15 protein-coding genes are annotated in these 16737 nt (G+C 74.3%); 12 read left to right on the top strand and 3 right to left on the bottom strand.

The genetic code is table 11. From position 1 onward, the window contains the following. Nucleotides 1-11: 11 nt before the first annotated feature. From RM590_RS23550 to RM590_RS23515, 8 genes are all read left to right on the top strand, one after another. On the top strand, nt 12-1058 hold the full coding sequence (locus tag RM590_RS23550) for a FecCD family ABC transporter permease (RefSeq protein WP_394813956.1): 1047 nt from the start codon (nt 12-14) through the stop codon (nt 1056-1058). Nucleotides 1059-1069: 11 nt separating this feature from the next. After that, on the top strand, nt 1070-2146 hold the full coding sequence (locus tag RM590_RS23545) for a FecCD family ABC transporter permease (RefSeq protein WP_311706696.1): 1077 nt from the start codon (nt 1070-1072) through the stop codon (nt 2144-2146). A 104-nt stretch (nt 2147-2250) separates the two neighbouring features. Beyond that, a complete protein-coding gene (locus RM590_RS23540; protein WP_394813950.1) occupies nt 2251-3102 on the top strand; it encodes an ABC transporter ATP-binding protein in 852 nt (283 codons plus the stop codon). A 10-nt stretch (nt 3103-3112) separates the two neighbouring features. After that, entirely contained in the window at nt 3113-3391 is a 279-nt protein-coding gene (locus tag RM590_RS23535) for a hypothetical protein (protein ID WP_311706672.1), read from the top strand. Nucleotides 3392-3398: 7 nt separating this feature from the next. Further along, on the top strand, nt 3399-4223 hold the full coding sequence (locus RM590_RS23530; RefSeq protein WP_311706671.1) for a TlyA family RNA methyltransferase: 825 nt from the start codon (nt 3399-3401) through the stop codon (nt 4221-4223). Further along, nucleotides 4220-5134 carry an NAD kinase gene (locus RM590_RS23525; protein WP_311706670.1) on the top strand — a complete coding sequence of 305 codons (915 nt, stop codon included), beginning with the start codon at nt 4220-4222 and terminating at the stop codon, nt 5132-5134. Before RM590_RS23530 ends, RM590_RS23525 begins: the two co-directional genes overlap by 4 nt. Before the next feature lie 41 nt (nt 5135-5175). Next, on the top strand, nt 5176-6975 hold the full coding sequence (gene recN, locus RM590_RS23520; protein WP_311706669.1) for a DNA repair protein RecN: 1800 nt from the start codon (nt 5176-5178) through the stop codon (nt 6973-6975). Nucleotides 6976-7160: 185 nt separating this feature from the next. Next, a complete protein-coding gene (locus RM590_RS23515) occupies nt 7161-8288 on the top strand; it encodes a glycosyltransferase family 4 protein (RefSeq protein WP_311706668.1) in 1128 nt (375 codons plus the stop codon). Nucleotides 8289-8294: 6 nt separating this feature from the next. Here the strand turns inward: RM590_RS23515 and RM590_RS23510 are convergent, their stop codons facing one another. After that, nucleotides 8295-9338 (bottom strand): LacI family DNA-binding transcriptional regulator, encoded by a 1044-nt coding sequence (locus RM590_RS23510; RefSeq protein ID WP_311706667.1) that lies wholly within the window; start codon nt 9336-9338, stop codon nt 8295-8297. Nucleotides 9339-9477: 139 nt separating this feature from the next. On the opposite strand from RM590_RS23510, the gene RM590_RS23505 reads away from it, so the two are divergent. Together RM590_RS23505 and RM590_RS23500 are read left to right on the top strand one after the other, a co-directional pair. After that, the gene (locus tag RM590_RS23505; protein ID WP_311706666.1) at nt 9478-10419 is read left to right on the top strand and encodes a glycoside hydrolase family 16 protein; all 942 of its coding nucleotides are present in this window, start codon (nt 9478-9480) and stop codon (nt 10417-10419) included. A 5-nt stretch (nt 10420-10424) separates the two neighbouring features. Beyond that, on the top strand, nt 10425-11576 hold the full coding sequence (locus tag RM590_RS23500) for a beta-1,3-glucanase family protein (protein ID WP_311706665.1): 1152 nt from the start codon (nt 10425-10427) through the stop codon (nt 11574-11576). A gap of 76 nt (nt 11577-11652) precedes the next feature. Here the strand turns inward: RM590_RS23500 and RM590_RS23495 are convergent, their stop codons facing one another. Together RM590_RS23495 and RM590_RS23490 are read right to left on the bottom strand one after the other, a co-directional pair. Continuing rightward, on the bottom strand, nt 11653-12192 hold the full coding sequence (locus RM590_RS23495) for a GrpB family protein (protein WP_311706664.1): 540 nt from the start codon (nt 12190-12192) through the stop codon (nt 11653-11655). Nucleotides 12193-12239: 47 nt separating this feature from the next. Next, complete coding sequence (locus RM590_RS23490) at nt 12240-14099, bottom strand: glycoside hydrolase family 15 protein (protein WP_311706663.1); 1860 nt, start codon at nt 14097-14099, stop codon at nt 12240-12242. Nucleotides 14100-14387: 288 nt separating this feature from the next. Between RM590_RS23490 and RM590_RS23485 the strand changes: the two genes are divergently transcribed. Continuing rightward, the gene (locus tag RM590_RS23485; RefSeq protein ID WP_311706662.1) at nt 14388-16064 is read left to right on the top strand and encodes a CTP synthase; all 1677 of its coding nucleotides are present in this window, start codon (nt 14388-14390) and stop codon (nt 16062-16064) included. Between the two features lie 5 nt (nt 16065-16069). Next, the gene (locus RM590_RS23480; RefSeq protein WP_311706661.1) at nt 16070-16714 is read left to right on the top strand and encodes an NUDIX hydrolase; all 645 of its coding nucleotides are present in this window, start codon (nt 16070-16072) and stop codon (nt 16712-16714) included. The last annotated feature ends 23 nt before the right edge of the window (nt 16715-16737 follow it).

Here is a 16737-nt window from a genome sequence, read left to right as displayed (position 1 = left end):
GCGTGACCGTGGTGACAACCGGCGACGCGCCCCCCGCGCCGGCGTCCGAGGCCGAGGCGCCGCGCCGGCGCACCACCCCGCGGGCGGCCGGACTCGTCGCCGCCGTCGGCGTCCTGGCCCTGGTCGCCGCGGCCAGCATCGCGTTCGGCGCCAAGTCCATTCCGGCCGACCAGGTATGGCACGGGCTGTTCCAGTACTCCGGCACCGACACCGACGTGGTGATCCGCGATCTGCGGCTGCCGCGCACGCTGCTCGGCCTGCTCTGCGGCGCCGCGCTCGGGCTCGCCGGGGCCGTCATGCAGGCGCTGACCCGCAACCCGCTGGCCGATCCCGGCCTGCTCGGCGTCAACGCCGGCGCCTCCGCCGCCGTCGTCTCGGCCATCAGCTTCCTGGGCATCACCTCGATCACGGGCTACGTCTGGTTCGCCTTCCTCGGCGCCGCGTTCGTCTCCGTCCTCGTCTACGCGCTGGGCGGCAGCCGTTCCGCGACACCCGTGCGGCTGGCCCTGGCCGGCACCGCGGTCACCGCCGCCCTCTACGGCTATGTCAACGCCGTCGAACTGCTCGACACCGCGGCGCTGGACCGCATGCGGTTCTGGGCCGTCGGCTCGCTCGCCTCGGCCAGCCCCGACGTCATCCGGCAGGTGACGCCGTTCCTGCTGACCGGCATGCTGCTCGCGTTCACCCTGGCCCGGCCGCTGAACGCCATCGCGCTGGGCGACGACACCGCCCGCGCGCTGGGCGCCCACCTCACCCGCACCCGGATCCTCGCCATGACCGCGGTCACGCTGCTGTGCGGGGCGGCCACCGCCGCCTGCGGCCCCATCGTCTTCGTCGGGCTGATGGTGCCCCACCTCGTACGCGCCATCACCGGGCCCGACATGCGCTGGATCCTGCCCTACGCCGCGGTCCTCTCGCCCGTGCTGCTGCTCGGCGCCGACGTGATCGGCCGGCTCGTCGCCCGGCCGTCCGAGCTCCAGGTCGGCATCGTGACCAGCCTGATCGGCGGCCCGGTCTTCATCTACCTCGTGCGCCGCCGGAGGATGGCCCAGCTATGACCAGCCCAGCCATGACCAAGACCGGGCAGGCCCCCGAGCCCGGGGCGGTGAAGGCGCGCGGCCTCGTGCTGCGCACCCGCGGCGGCCGGTCGGTCCGCGTCGACTCCCGCGCCGCCGCCGCCACGCTGACGCTGGTGGTCCTCGCGCTCGCGATGGGCGTCGTGCTCGTCGGCACCGGCGACTACCCGATGTCGCCCGCCGAGGTGCTGACCACCCTGGCCGGAAACGGCAGCGTCGCCCAGGAGTTCATCGTCAACGACCTGCGGCTGCCCCGCGTGCTGGTCGCCCTGCTCGTCGGCGTCGCCCTCGGCCTGGCCGGCGCCGTCTTCCAGGCCATCTCCCGCAACCCGCTGGGCAGTCCGGACATCATCGGCTTCGGCCAGGGCTCGGCGGCCGGCGCGCTCACCGTCATCGTCCTCTTCGAGGGCGGCAGCTTCGCGGTGGCGGGCGGCGCGGTGGCCGGCGGCCTGATCACCGGCCTCGGCGTCTACCTGCTCGCCTGGCGCGGCGGCATCCACGGCTACCGGCTCGTGCTCGTCGGCATCGGCGGCGCGGCCATGCTCAGCGCCGTCAACGGCTATCTGCTCACGCGCGCGGACATCGTCGACGCCGCCCGGGCCGTGCTGTGGCTGACCGGCTCGCTCAACGGGCGGGACTGGGACGAGTTCTGGCCGCTGCTGATCGCCTGCGCCGCCCTGCTGCCGCTCGCGCTCGGCCAGGCCCGGCCGCTGCGCATGCTGGAGATGGGCGACGACGCGGCCGGCGCGCTGGGCGTCCGGGTCGAACGCACCCGGCTGATCCTCGTCGTCGCGGCCGTCCTGCTGACCGCGACGGCCACCGCCGCGGCCGGCCCCATCGCCTTCGTGGCGCTCACCGCGCCGCAACTCGCCCGCCGGGTGACCCGCGCCGCCGGCCCCAACCTGCTGCCCGCCGCCGCCATGGGCGCCCTGCTGATGGTGACCGCCGACTTCCTGGCCCAATGGGCGTTCGGCTCCCGCCAGTTGCCGGTCGGCGCCGTCACCGGCGTGCTCGGCGGCTGCTATCTGCTGTGGCTGCTGTTCACCGAGCGCAAGGCGGGCCGGATATGACCGCGGCGCCCGCGCCGGGCGGCCAGCGAGACACCGCCGTCCGACTGGGTAAGGACAACCGGGGCGGCACACCGGCGCCCGCCTCCCCACCGGCCGGGGCCCCATTGAGAGCACAAGGAGACAACGCCGTGAGCGACAGCGAAACGGCCGGCGGCAGCCGGCTGCGGGCCGAGGACGTCACCCTCGCCTACGACCAGAGGGTCATCGCCGAGGGGCTGTCCGTACGGATCCCGGACCGGTCCTTCACGGTCATCGTCGGCCCCAACGCGTGCGGCAAGTCCACGCTGCTGCGCGCCCTGTCCCGCATGCTGCGGCCCGCCGCCGGCTCGGTGCTGCTGGACGGCCAGGCCATCGGCTCCCTCCCGGCGAAGAAGCTCGCGCGCATCCTCGGACTCCTCCCGCAGTCGCCCATCGCGCCCGACGGCATCACCGTCGCCGACCTGGTCGCCCGGGGCCGCTACCCGCACCAGGGGCTGCTGCGCCAGTGGTCCCGCGACGACGAGCGGATCGTCGACGAATCGATGCGGGCCACCGGAGTCGCCGAACTGGCCGATCGCTATGTCGACGAACTCTCCGGCGGCCAGCGCCAGCGCGTCTGGATCGCCATGGCCCTCGCCCAGCAGACCCCGCTGCTGCTCCTCGACGAGCCGACCACGTTCCTCGACATCGCCCACCAGATCGAGGTCCTCGACCTGTGCGCCCGGCTCCACGAGGAACAGGGCCGCACGCTCGTCGCCGTGCTCCACGACCTCAACCACGCCGCGCGCTACGCCACCCACCTGATCGCCATGCGCGGCGGCAGCGTCGTCGCCGAGGGCGCGCCCGCCGAGGTCGTCACCGCCGAGCTCGTCGAGGAGGTCTTCCGGCTGCCCTGCCGGGTCATCGACGACCCCGAGACCGGCACCCCGCTGGTCGTTCCGGCGGCGCGCCGCCCCGCCGAGGTGGCCACCGGGTAGCGTCGGGGCCATGGACGAGCAGCCCCACGACGTTTCCGCCCCCGACCCGGCCGACGCGTCGCCCGCCGGTGACGGCGCGCGCGACGAGGCGCCCGACGACGGCCCGCGCCCGCTGGGCATCGTCGTCCAGCCCACCGGCCACCCCGACGTGGACGCCGGGCTGCGGCGCCTGGCCGACGCCGACCACCTCGGCGTCGCCGGGCATCCGGAGGTGTACGAGGATGTCCATCGCGGCCTGCGCGACACGCTGGCCGCCCTCGACAGGCCCCCCGTCACCCCCAGGAGCTGAACGCCCCGTGGCAGCAGCGACCCAGCGACGCCTCGCCCGCCTCGACGCGGAGCTGGTACGGCGCAAGCTGGCCCGTTCCCGGGAACACGCCCGCGCCCTCATCGACGCCGGCCGCGTCACCGTGGACGGCGCCACCGCGGGCAAGGCGGCCACCCAGGTCGCCACCAGCGCCGCCCTCGTCGTCCGCGAGGACGACGCCGACCCCGACTATGTCTCGCGCGGCGGACACAAACTGGCCGGCGCCCTGGCCGCGTTCACCCCCCGCGGGCTGGTCGTCGCCGGGCGCCGCGCGCTGGACGCCGGCGCGTCCACCGGCGGGTTCACCGACGTGCTGCTGCGCGCCGGCGCCGCCTCCGTCGTCGCCGTGGACGTCGGCTACGGCCAGCTCGCCTGGTCGCTGCGCGCCGACGACCGCGTGACCGTCCTGGACCGCACCAACGTCCGCGAGCTGACGCCCGAGATGATCGGCGGCGAGCCCGTCGGCCTCGTCGTCGGCGACCTCTCGTTCATCCCGCTCGGCCTGGTGCTGCCCGCCCTCGTGCGGTGCGCCGCGCCCGACGCCGATCTGGTCCTCATGGTCAAGCCGCAGTTCGAGGTCGGCCGCGAACGCCTCGGCAGCGGCGGCGTCGTGCGCAGCCCGGCCCTGCGCGCGGAGGCCGTGCGCAACGTCGCCGGGCGCGCCGCCGGCCTCGGGCTCGGGGTGGCGGGCGTCACCGCCAGCCCGCTGCCCGGGCCCTCCGGCAATGTTGAATACTTTCTGTGGCTGTGCGCCGGGGCGCCCGCACTCGACCCGGCCGATGTCGACCGCGCCGTCACGGAGGGGCCGCAGTGACCACCAGCAGGGACCCGCGCACCGTTTTCCTGCTCGCCCACACCGGCCGCCCCGCGGCGGTCCGCAGCGCCGAGCTGGTCGTTCAGGGCCTGCTCGCCCACGGCATCGGCGTCCGCGTCCTCGCCGAGGAGGCCGCCGACCTGCCGCTGCCCGCCGCGGTCGAGCGCGTCGAGAAGGACGACCCCGACTGCGGCGTCCTGGACGGCTGCGAGCTGCTGGTCGTGCTCGGCGGCGACGGCACGCTGCTGCGCGGCGCCGAGTTCTCCCGCGCCTCGGGCGTTCCGATGCTCGGCGTCAACCTCGGCCGCATCGGCTTCCTCGCCGAGGCCGAACGCGACGACCTCGACAAGGTCGTGGACCGCGTCGTCGGCCGCGCCTACGAGGTCGAGGAGCGCATGACGCTGGACGTCCTGGTGCGCGACGACGGGGGAGTGGTGCACAGCGACTGGGCGCTCAACGAGGCGTCCGTCGAAAAGGCCGCCCGGGAACGGCTGCTGGAGGTCGTCATCGAGGTGGACGGCCGCCCCGTCTCCGGATTCGGCGGCGACGGCGTCGTCTGCGCCACCCCCACCGGCTCCACGGCCTACGCGTTCTCCGCCGGCGGGCCCGTCGTCTGGCCCGAGGTCGAGGCGCTGCTCATGGTGCCGATCAGCGCCCACGCGCTGTTCGCCAAGCCGCTGGTCACCGCGCCGGACTCGATTCTCGCCGTCGAACTCAGGCACCACACCCAGCCCGGCGTCCTGTGGTGCGACGGCCGGCGCACCGTCGACCTGCGCCCCGGATCCCGCGTCGAGGTGCGGCGCGGCGCGGTCCCCGTCCGGCTGGCGCGGCTCCATCACGCGCCGTTCACCGACCGGTTGGTGGCCAAGTTCGCCCTGCCCGTGGCGGGCTGGCGGGGGGCTCCGCACTGATGTACGAGGCCCGTCGTCGCCAGCCGCCCCGTTAACCTCGTATGGTCGTATCCGTGTTGGAGGAGATGCGGATCAAGGACCTGGGCGTGATCGACGACGCCGTCGTCGAGCTGTCCTCCGGCTTCACCGCGGTGACGGGGGAGACCGGCGCGGGCAAGACCATGGTCGTCACCAGCCTCGGCCTGCTGCTCGGCGGGCGCGGGGACGCCGGCTATGTGCGGGCGGGCGCCGCCTCGGCCGTCGTGGAGGGCCGCGTCGCCGTCGCCCCCGACTCGGCCGCCGCGCGCCGCGCGGCCGAGGCCGGTGCCGAACTGGACGAGGGGGCGCTCCTGATCAGCCGCACCATCTCGGCGGAGGGCCGCTCCCGCGCCCACGTCGGCGGCCGTTCGGTCCCCGCGGGGCTGCTCGGCGAGCTGGGCGAGGACCTGATCGCCGTGCACGGCCAGACCGACCAGCAGGGGCTGCTGCGCCCCGCGCGGCAGCGGCGCGCCCTGGACCGGTACGCGGGCGAGGCCGTCGCCGCGCCGCTGGCAGCCTACGAGGACACCTACCGGCGGCTGCGCGCCGTGGCCGCCCAGCTCGGTGAGCTGACCACCCGCGCCCGCGAACGCGCGCAGGAGGCCGACCTGTTGCGCTTCGGCCTCGACGAGATCGCCGCCGCCGAGCCGCGCCCGGGCGAGGACGCCGAGCTGGCGGCCGAGGCCGGCCGGCTCGGCCACGCCGAGGCCCTGGCCTCGGCCGCCGCCGCCGCGCACGGCGCGCTGGCCGGCGACCCGGCCGACCCCGAGGGCGTGGACGCGGTCACGCTGGTCGCCGGGGCGCACCGCGCGCTCCAGGCCGTCCAGGGACACGACCCGGTGCTGGCCGGCCTCGCCGACCGGCTGGCCGAGGTCGGCATCCTGCTGTCCGACGTGTCCGGCGACCTCGCCGGGTACTCCGACGGCCTGGACGCCGACCCGCTGCGGCTGGCCGCCGTCGAGGAGCGCCGCGCCACCCTGGCCCACCTCATCCGCAAGTACGCCGACCGCGACGCCGACACCGACGGTTGCGCGGCCGTCCTCGACTGGGCCGAGCGCGGCACCGCCCGGCTCGCCGAGCTGGAGGGCGACGACGACCGCATCGGCGAGCTCACCGCCGAGCGCGACGCCCTGCGGGAACGGCTCGCCGGGCTGGCCGGCACGCTCACCGAGGCCCGCCAGGAGGCCGCCAAACGGTTCGCCGACGCCGTCACGCAGGAGCTCACCCAGCTCGCCATGCCGCACGCCCGCATCCAGGTGGACGTCCGGCAGACCGACGCGGCGCCCGGCGACCAGGACGCCATCGACGTGGCGGGCCGCACCGTCGTGGCCGGCCCGCAGGGCGCCGACGAGGTCGAGCTGCTGCTCGCTCCGCACCCCGGCGCCCCGGCCCGGCCCATTGCCAAGGGCGCCTCCGGCGGCGAGCTGTCCCGGGTGATGCTGGCCGTCGAGGTGGTCTTCGCGGGCGCCGCCCCGGTGCCCACCTACCTGTTCGACGAGGTGGACGCGGGCGTGGGCGGCAAGGCGGCCGTCGAGGTCGGCCGGCGGCTGGCCCGGCTCGCCGACTCCGCCCAGGTCGTCGTGGTCACCCATCTGCCGCAGGTCGCCGCGTTCGCCGACCGGCACCTGGTGGTGGAGAAGACCAGCGACGGATCGGTCACCCGCAGCGGCGTGCGCTCCGTGCACGGCGAGGGCCGGGTGCGGGAGCTGTCCCGCATGCTGGCCGGGCAGGAGGACTCCGAACTGGCCCGCGCGCACGCCGAGGAACTGCTGGCCACCGCCGCCCGCCTGGGCCACGGCGCGGCCGGCGGGGAACGGAGCTAAGCCCGATCCGAATTGTCCCCACTCACCCGTGCGAGTGGTGAGCGCTACCGCGCGGCCGGGACCGGCTGGCATCCTGGACGGCGTCCCACTCCCGGCGAACGGGAGGTCGCCGTGCGCAACGTACGCTGGCCGGTGGCGACATGAACACTCAGTCGCGACCGCGGACCGGCCCGGGAGAGGATGGCGTGAGCAGCACGACCGCACCGTCGCACAGCCGCGCGCCGCTCCACGTGGTGCAGTTGCTCGGCGGCGGCAGCGCGGGCACCGGCGCGCATGTGCGCTCGCTGTCCGCGGGCCTGGTGGCGCGCGGCGTGCGCGTCACCGTCGGCGCCTCGCCCTCGGCCGAACGGCGCTACCGCTTCACCGCGGCCGGCGCCCGTTTCGTGCCGGTGCCCGTCAGGACCGGCCCCGCCGCGATCGCTCTGTTCGGCGCCCTGTGCTCCGACGCCGACCTCGTGCACGCGCACGGCATGCGGGCCGGGCTGCTCGCCACGTTCGCGCTGCGCCGCCGCGCGATCCCCCTCGTCGTCACCTGGCACACGCGCTCCACCGTGCCCGGCGTGCGCGCCCAGCTCCGCCGGCTGACCGAGCACTGCGTGGCCCGCGCCGCCTCCGTGGTGCTCGGCACCACCTCCGATCTGGTGGACCGGGCGCGCAGCCGGGGCGCGCGCGACGCGCGGCTCGCGCCGGTGGCGCTGCCGGCGCGGCGCACCGCCGAGGACGGCCCGGCCGCCCGGGATCCCGAGCCCGACAAGATCCGCGCCGAGCTGGGCGCCGTGGACCGGCCGCTGCTCATCACCGAGGCCCGCCTGGACCGTTCCGGCAGCCTCGACCTGCTGCTGTCGGCCGCCCGCCACTGGCGGGGGCTGCGCCCGCAGCCGCTGCTCGCCGTGGCCGGCGAAGGACCCGAGCGCGGCGCGCTCCAACGGCGCGTGGACCGCGAGGAGTTGCCGGTGCGGCTGCTCGGCGGCGGCCACGACACCGCCGCCCTGCTGGCCGACGCCGACGTGGCCCTGCTCGTCGCCCGCTGGGCCGGCCGCGCCCCGCTCGCCGAGGAGGCGCTGCGCCGGGGCGTGCCGCTGGTGGCCACGGCGGTCGGCGGCGTTCCCGAGGTGGTCGGCGACGCGGCGGTCCTGGTGCCCTACGGCGACTCCCGGGCGCTGGGCACCGCCGTGGGCGTGCTGCTGGGCGACGCCGAGCGGCGGGCGGTGTTGGCCGAGGCGGGCCGGATCCGCGCCGGCAGTTGGCCCACCGAGGACACCACGGTCGCCCAGGTGCTCAGCGTGTACGACGAGCTGGCGGCGCCCGCCTGACCCGCGTCAGGCCGAGCCCCGCACGATCAGCCGCGCCGGGGTGATCACCGGCGCGGGCGGCTCCGCGTCGCGCCCCTCGGGATCCGGCGCGCGCCCCAGCCGCCGCAGCAGCAGGCTTGCCATGAGCTCGCCCATGCGTTCCACGTCCTGCCGCACGGTCGTCAGCGGCGGGTCGGCCCAGGCCGCCGGCTCCAGATCGTCGTAGCCCACGACGGCCACGTCGTCCGGCACCCGCAGCCCGCGCTCCCGCAGGGTCCGCAACGCGCCCGTGGCCATCAGGTCGTTGCCCGCGAAGACCGCGTCCGGCGCGGGGGAGCGGTCCAGCAGCTCGGCCATGGCGCGGGCGCCGCCCTCCGCCGTGAAGTCGCCGTGCGCCAGCAGCGCGGGGTCCGGCTCCCGCAGGCCCAGCGCGTCGAGGTAGCCGTCGAGCCGGTCCTGTGCCGAGGTCTGGTCCAGCGGGCCGGTGATCACCGCGACGCGGGTCCGCCCGCGCTCCCGGAGGTGGGCCACGGCCTGCCGGGCGCCGTCGCGGTTGTCCGTGTCCACATAGAGGAGATCGGGCTGCCGGTCCGCGCCCGCCCAGCCGGGCCGCCCGCCGAAGACGGTCGGCAGCCCGGAGGCGGTGGCGATCGCGGGCAGCGGATCGTCGTTGTGCAGCGAGAACATCAGCGTGCCGTCGACGTGGCCGCCCGTCAGATAACGCCCTATGCGGTCGTAGTCCGCGCGCTGTTCGAGCAGCATCAGCAGCAACTGGAGGTCGTGCGCGGCCAGCTCCCGCCCGATGCCGCGCAGTTGCCGCGCGAAGAACGGGTCGGTGAAGATCCGCGTCTCCGGCTCCGCGATCACCACGGCGACGGCGCCGGTGCGGCGGGTGACCAGGCTGCGCGCGGCGATGTTGGGCACATAACCGAGCTCGGCCACCGAACGCCGGACCCGCTCCCGCAGCTCGGGCCGTACGCCGGCGGTGCCGTTGACCACGCGGGAGACGGTGGCGCGCGACACTCCGGCGTGGGCGGCCACGGCCTCCAGGGTGGGGTGGTCACCTTGCACTCTTAAGTCCTCTTCCCTCGCGGCCCCTTGACGGTACCGGCAAGCGGCGGCAGTGTGCACTGGCACGGCATGAGAGCGCTCTCATCCATGCCCCGCATGGATTCCCCCACACACCCCCACACCGCTGGAGCGTAATGTCATGAGCGTGAAACGAAGGTGGCCCGCCGCCCTCGCGGCCGGCGCCGCCGCCCTGACGGCCCTGGTCACGCTGTCGCTCACCGCCGCAGCCGCCGAGGAGCCAACTGCCGCCGCCGACCCAGCGCCGCTGGCCGAGGTCTGGCGCGTGGACTTCGACGGGCCCGCCGGATCCCAGCCGTCCGGCGACGACTGGATCATCGACACCGGCACCGGCTACCCGGGCGGCCCGCCCAACTGGGGCACCGGCGAAGTGCAGACCTACACCGCCGACCCGGCCAACCTCCAGCTCGACGGCGCCGGCCACCTCAAGATCACCGCGCTGAGGAACGGCGACACCTGGACCTCCGCCCGCATCGAGACCCGGCGCGCGGACTTCGCCGCCCCCGAGGGCGGCCTGCTGCGGATCGAGGCGTCCCTCCAACTGCCCGGCATCACCGGGGAGGCGGGCCTGGGCTACTGGCCGGCGTTCTGGACGCTGGGCGCCGACTACCGCGGCAACTACTGGAACTGGCCCGGCATCGGCGAGTTCGACATCATGGAGAACGTCAACGGGCTCGGGCAGGTCTGGGGCGTGCTGCACTGCGGCGTCAACCCCGGCGGCCCGTGCGACGAGACCAACGGCCGCGGCACGAGCACCCCCTGCGACACCTGTGGCTCCGGCTTCCACGAGTACGCGCTGGAGCTGGACCGCACCGGCGGGACCGAGTATCTGCGCTGGTATCTGGACGGCCGGGAGTTCCACTCCGTCAGCTCCGCCGACATGGACGCCCGGACTTGGTCCGACGCCACCGGCCACGGCCACTTCATCCTGCTCAACCTGGCGATGGGCGGCGCGTTCCCCAACGGCGTGGCCGGCCACGCCACCCCGACCGCCGCCACCGCCTCCGGCGGCTCGCTGCTCGTCGACCACGTGTCCGTCTCCGTCTCCGGCAGCGGGGGGTGAGCGGCGTGGTCACCCGCAGGACCCTGCTGCGCGGCGCCGCCGGGGCGGCCGGCCTCGTCGGCGCGGCGCCCCTCCTCCGGCCGGCCACCGCGCGGGCGGCGGCCGGGCTGCCGCTGACCGTGGTCAACCGCACCGGGCGTTTCGGCAACGAGTCGATCTGGCTCTATGTCGTCGGCAACGACGGCGGGCGCCAGGTCCGCGTCACCCCGGACGGCCAACTGCTGCCCGTGGCGCTCGCCGACAACGGCCCCGACGGCTACACCGACTACGCCATCCCGCTGGCCGCGGCCGGCGACACCACGATCCCGCTGCCCTACCTCTCCGGCCGGATCTATGTGGCGCTCGGCGGAAAGCTGAAGTTCAAGGCGGTGCCGGACGGCAACGGCAATCCGGCCCTCGCCTACCCCGCGGGCTGGGTCGCCTCCGATCCCAACCACCAAGTGCTGCACGACTGCGCCGAGTTCACCCATCTGCCGACGGGCATGTACTGCAACACCACGATGGTCGACATGTTCGGCGTGCCGCTGGCGATCCGCCTCACCGGCGCCCGCGACCAGACGACCGGCACCCTGCGGGAGGGCGCCCGGGCGCGGGTGTTCGCCGAACTGGCCGGGCACGCGGCGTTCGGCCCGCTGGTGGTGGACGACCTGCGGGTGCTGGCCCCCGGCCACGGCCTGGACGCCGGGCTGTTCCCGGCCGACTACCTGGACCCGTATGTCGACCGCGTGTGGAGCGCCTACGCGGGCGGCGGCCTGACGGTCACGACGGGCGCCGGGGAGTTCACCGGCCGCGTGACCGGCGACCGCCTGGTGTTCACCGGCCCCGCCGAGGTCTCCTTCGCCCGCCCGACGACCCGCGACGTGCTGTTCTGCGACGGCGCGCTGCACGCGCCCAACGACGGCGTCACCGGCCCGGTCGCGGCGGTCCTGGCCGCCGCCCTGAACCGGGGCACCGCGCTCAGCCATCCGCGTCAGCCCGCCACCGACCCCGCCACGTTCTACCGGACGGAGCCCGCGCACCACTACGCCCGGGTCCTGCACGAGGCGGCCGAGGACGGCCGGGCCTACGGCTTCGCGTTCGACGACGTCGGAGGCTTCGCCTCCTACATCGAGGACGGCGCGCCGCGGGCCATGACGCTGACCCTCACACCGCTGTGACGAGGCGACCGCCGGGCCGGGCGTGGTCCGGCCCGGCGGCCGCGGGTTCCGCCGGGGAACGTGGCGCCGGGGCGCGTTACTTCTCCCAGACGGGCACCGACGGCAGGCCGAGCCGGGCGCGGGCGCGGTCGGTGAGCTCCTGGATCAGGGCCGTCTTGGCGCGCGCGTAGTCACCGGGGGTGGTGCCGGCGGCGACAAGAGCCCTCTTCAGCTCCGCGTAGCGGGCCGCGTCCCGGGGGTGCCGCCGCAGGTGGTCGCGCAGGATGCGCTGGTTCCGGGTGGGCCAGCTCTCCGCGGCCACCACGTGCAGGATGTGCGTCCTGCGCCGGCCGGCCAGGCGGACATACAGCAGGCGGTCGGTCATGCCGTTGGCATGCCGCCGGTAGCCGAGATCCGCCAGCGCGTCCGCACGGGCCGCCACCGCGGCGAGGTCGTCGGCCGCCGCCATCAGGTCGATAACCGGCTTGGCCGCCAGCCCGGGCACCGCGGTGGAACCGATGTGCTCGATCTCCGGGAACGCCCCGGGCAGCGCGCCGTGCAGCTCCCTGATCGCCGCCGCGGCAAGAGCCGGCCACGCCGGGTCGTAGTCGGCCACCTCCAGGTGCGTTTCGCTCATGTTCGTCACCCGTCGGACGGCCGAGGCGGACCGGTCCGCGCGGCCGCTCAGCCGCCGTACGCCCCCGAGGCCGTCAGCCGCAGCGCCGTGTCGATCAGCGGCACGTGGCTGAACGCCTGCGGGAAGTTCCCCACCTGGCGCATCCGGCGCGGGTCCCACTCCTCGGCCAGCAGGCCCAGGTCGTTGCGCAGGGCCAGCAGCTTCTCGAAGAGCTTGCGGGCCTCCTCGACCCGGCCGATCATCGCCAGGTCGTCCGCCAGCCAGAACGAGCAGGCCAGGAACGCCCCCTCGTCCCCCTCCAGCCCGTCGACGCCGGCCTGGTCCCCCGCGGTCGGGTAGCGCAGGATGAAGCCGTCGAGCGTGGAGAGCTCCCGCTGTATCGCCTCGATCGTGCCGATGACGCGCTTGTCGTCCGGCGGCAGGAAGCCCATCTGCGGGATGAGCAGCAGCGAGGCGTCCAGCTCCTTGGAGCCGTAGGACTGGGTGAAGGTGTTGCGGTCCTTGTCGTAGCCGTGCTCGCACACCGAGCGGTGGATCTCGTCGCGCAGGTCGCGCCATCGCTCCAGCGGGCCGTCCACCTCGCCGGACTCGATCAGCTTGACCGTGCGGTCGACGGCCACCCAGGCCATGACCTTGGAGTGCGTGAAGTGGCGGCGCGGTCCGCGCACCTCCCAGATGCCCTCGTCCGGCTCGTCCCAGTGGTCCTCCAGGTACCGGATGAGCTTGAGCTGGAGCAGGTTCGCGTGGTCGTTGCGCGCCAGGCCCGTCATATGGCCCAGGTGCAGCGCCTCGGTGACCTCGCCGTAGACGTCGAGCTGGAGCTGGCCCGCCGCGCCGTTGCCCACCCGGACCGGCTGGGAGTTCTCATAGCCGGGCAGCCAGCTCAGCTCCGCCTCGGCCAGCTCCCGCTCGCCGGCGATGCCGTACATGATCTGGAGGTTCTGCGGGTCGCCCGCGACCGCGCGCAGCAGCCACTCGCGCCAGGCGCGCGCCTCCTCGTGGTAGCCGGTGCGCAGCAGCGAGGAGAGCGTTATGGCGGCGTCGCGCAGCCAGGTGAAGCGGTAGTCCCAGTTGCGGGAGCCGCCGATCTCCTCGGGCAGCGAGGTGGTGGGCGCGGCGACGATGCCGCCGGTGGGCGCGTAGGTCAGCGCCTTGAGCGTGATCAGCGAACGGACCACGGCCTCCCGGTAGGGGCCGTGGTAGGTGCACTGCGCGACCCACTCCCGCCAGAAGTCCTCGGTCGCCGCCAGCTCGGCCTCGGGCTGCGGCACCGGCGGCGGCTCCTTGTGGGAGGGCTGCCAACTGATGGTGAACGCCACCCGGTCGCCCGGCGCGACGGTGAAATCGGAGTATGTGGTCAGGTTCTTGCCGTAGGTGTCCACGGAGGTGTCCAGCCACACCGAGTCGGGCCCGGCCACGGCCACGGTGCGGTCGTCGACCTTGTGCACCCACGGCACGACCCAGCCGTAAGAGAAGCGCATCCGCAGCGCCGAGCGCATCGGCACCCGGCCGCTGACGCCCTCGACGATGCGCACGAGCTGGGGGGCGTCGGTCCCGCGCGGCGGCATGAAGTCCGTCACCCGAACGGTCCCGCGCGGCGTGTCCCACTCCGACTCGAGGATGAGCGAGTCGCCCCGGTAACGTCTGCGGCTGGCGGGCGGCGGCGGCGCGTCCTTGCCGTGCGCCGGGCCGATCCGCCAGAAGCCGTGTTCATCGGTGCCGAGCAGTCCGGCGAACACGGCATGGGAGTCGAAGCGCGGCAGACACAGCCAGTCCACCGAACCGTTCCGGCAGATGAGGGCGGCGGTCTGCATGTCCCCGACGAGTGCGTAATCCTCGATGCGCCCGGCCACTTTGCCACTCCAGTTGAACTGTGCACCGCCCCACGGGGGACGTGCGATTTTCATCGCCCATTCGAGCGTCCGAGCAGCTTACGACGACGCCCGCCGCTGTGGCGCGACATCCGTGGAGTTGGGTCGGCGCAGCGGGGTGAGCTTGTTCACTTTGGTTGTGAAATGTCGATGACTTGGGTTGGAAACACTTCGGCGTCACCTTAGGTTCCCTCCGCTGTTAGGCTGGTAGCCCGTGGACCGGAGGCTGTGCATCTTCCGAGCCCCAGCGACGTTCCCCCGGAGGTACCCCCGCGTGGGGCGTTGTGAATCCGACCTCGCGACCACGGGAGCGCCCAGTTGGCCATGCCGCCCAGTACCACGACGACCAAGCACATCTTCGTCACCGGCGGGGTCGCCTCCTCGCTCGGCAAGGGGCTCACCGCCTCCAGTCTCGGAGCGCTGCTCAAGGCGCGCGGCCTGCGCGTCACCATGCAGAAGCTCGACCCCTATCTGAACGTCGACCCCGGCACGATGAACCCGTTCCAGCACGGCGAGGTGTTCGTCACCAATGACGGCGCCGAGACGGACCTGGACATCGGCCACTACGAGCGGTTCCTGGACGTCGACCTCGACGGCAGTGCCAACGTCACCACCGGCCAGATCTACTCGACCGTGATCGCCAAGGAGCGGCGCGGCGAGTACCTGGGCGACACCGTTCAGGTCATCCCGCACATCACCAACGAGATCAAGCACCGCATCCGCCGGATGGCCACCGACGAGGTGGACGTGGTCATCACCGAGGTCGGCGGCACCGTCGGCGACATCGAGTCGCTGCCGTTCCTGGAGGCCGTCCGGCAGGTGCGGCACGAGGTCGGCCGGGACAACGTGTTCGTGGTGCACATCTCGCTGCTGCCCTACATCGGCCCCTCCGGCGAGCTGAAGACCAAGCCCACCCAGCACTCGGTCGCCGCCCTGCGTAACATCGGCATCCAGCCCGACGCCATCGTGCTGCGCGCCGACCGGGAGGTGCCCACCGCGATCAAGCGGAAGATCTCGCTGATGTGCGACGTCGAGGAGGCCGCCGTGGTGGCGGCCATCGACGCCAAGTCGATCTACGACATCCCCAAGGTCCTGCACGACGAGGGCCTGGACGCCTATGTGGTGCGCCGCCTGGACCTGCCGTTCCGGGACGTCGGCTGGAACGAGTGGAACGACCTGCTGCGCCGCGTTCACCACCCCGAGCACGAGGTCACCGTCGCGCTCGTCGGCAAGTACATCGACCTCCCCGACGCCTACCTGTCGGTGACCGAGGCGCTGCGCGCCGGCGGATTCGCCAACAACGCGCGGGTGAGGATCAAGTGGGTCACCTCCGACGACTGCCGCGCGCCGGGCGGCGCCGCCGAGCAGTTGGCCGGCTGCGACGCGATCTGCATCCCCGGCGGCTTCGGCGACCGGGGCGTGGAGGGCAAGATCGCGGCCATCACCTACGCCCGGGAGCGGCGCATCCCGCTGCTGGGGCTGTGTCTGGGCCTCCAGTGCATCGTCATCGAGGCCGCGCGGAACCTGGCCGGCATCGAGGGCGCCAACTCCACCGAGTTCGACCAGGCCGTTCCGCACCCGGTGATCTCCACCATGGAGGAGCAGCTCGACATCGTCGCGGGCGAGGGGGACATGGGCGGCACGATGCGGCTGGGGCTGTATCCGGCCAAACTCGTCGAGGGATCCATCGTGCGCGAGGTGTACGGCGGCGAGCCGTACGTCGAGGAGCGCCACCGGCACCGTTACGAGGTGAACAACGCCTACCGCGCCGAGCTGGAGAAGAAGGCCGGGCTGCTGTTCTCCGGCACCTCCCCGGACGGCAAGCTGGTGGAGTACGTGGAGTACCCGCGCGAGGTCCACCCGTACCTGGTCGCCACCCAGGCCCACCCCGAACTGCGCTCCCGGCCCACCCGGCCGCACCCGCTGTTCGCCGGGCTGATCCGGGCGGCGGTGCGCGGGCGGGCCGGTGAGCCGGCGGGCACGGGCGGCGGGGCAGACTGACGGCCATGACCGAGCAGCCGCGCGACTTCCTCGCCGACACCCCGGAAAACTGGTCCGTCACCGCCACGTCCACCCCCTACACCGGCAAGAAGACCGGCGTCCGCGCCGACGACGTCGTGATGCCGGACGGCGGCACCGCCCGCCGTGACTACCAGGTCCACCCCGGCTCGGTGGCCGTGCTGGCCCTCGACGAGCAAGACCGGGTCGTCGTCATCGAGCAGTACCGCCACCCCGTGCGGCACAAGCTGTGGGAGATCCCCGCCGGGCTCCTCGACGTGCCCGGCGAGAACCCGCTGCACGCCGCGCAGCGCGAGCTGTACGAGGAGGCGCACGTCAAGGCCGAGGACTGGCGGGTGCTGGCCGACGTCTACACCAGCCCCGGCGGCAGCGACGAGGCGGTGCGCGTCTTCCTGGCCCGCGAGCTGTCCGAGGCGGAGGGCGAACGGTTCGCCGTCTTCGCCGAGGAGGCCGACATGCGGCACGCCCGGGTTCCCGTGGCCGACCTGGTGCGCGGCGTGCTGGCCGGGCGGCTGCACAACACCTGCCTGGCCGTCGGCGTGCTCGCCCTCCAGGCCGCCCGCGCGGGCGACGGCCTGGCGGCGCTGCGTCCGGCCAACGCGCCCTGGCCGGCCAGGCCCTTCCCGGCCTGACGTGTCTGACCGGCCCGTCCCGG

Origin of the sequence: Streptomyces litchfieldiae, assembly GCF_031845365.1 — a bacterium.
Lineage (GTDB): Bacteria > Actinomycetota > Actinomycetes > Streptomycetales > Streptomycetaceae > Streptomyces > Streptomyces litchfieldiae.
The sequence above is the reverse complement of the archived record's forward strand: the minus strand, read 5'-3'. Positions and strand labels throughout refer to the sequence as shown.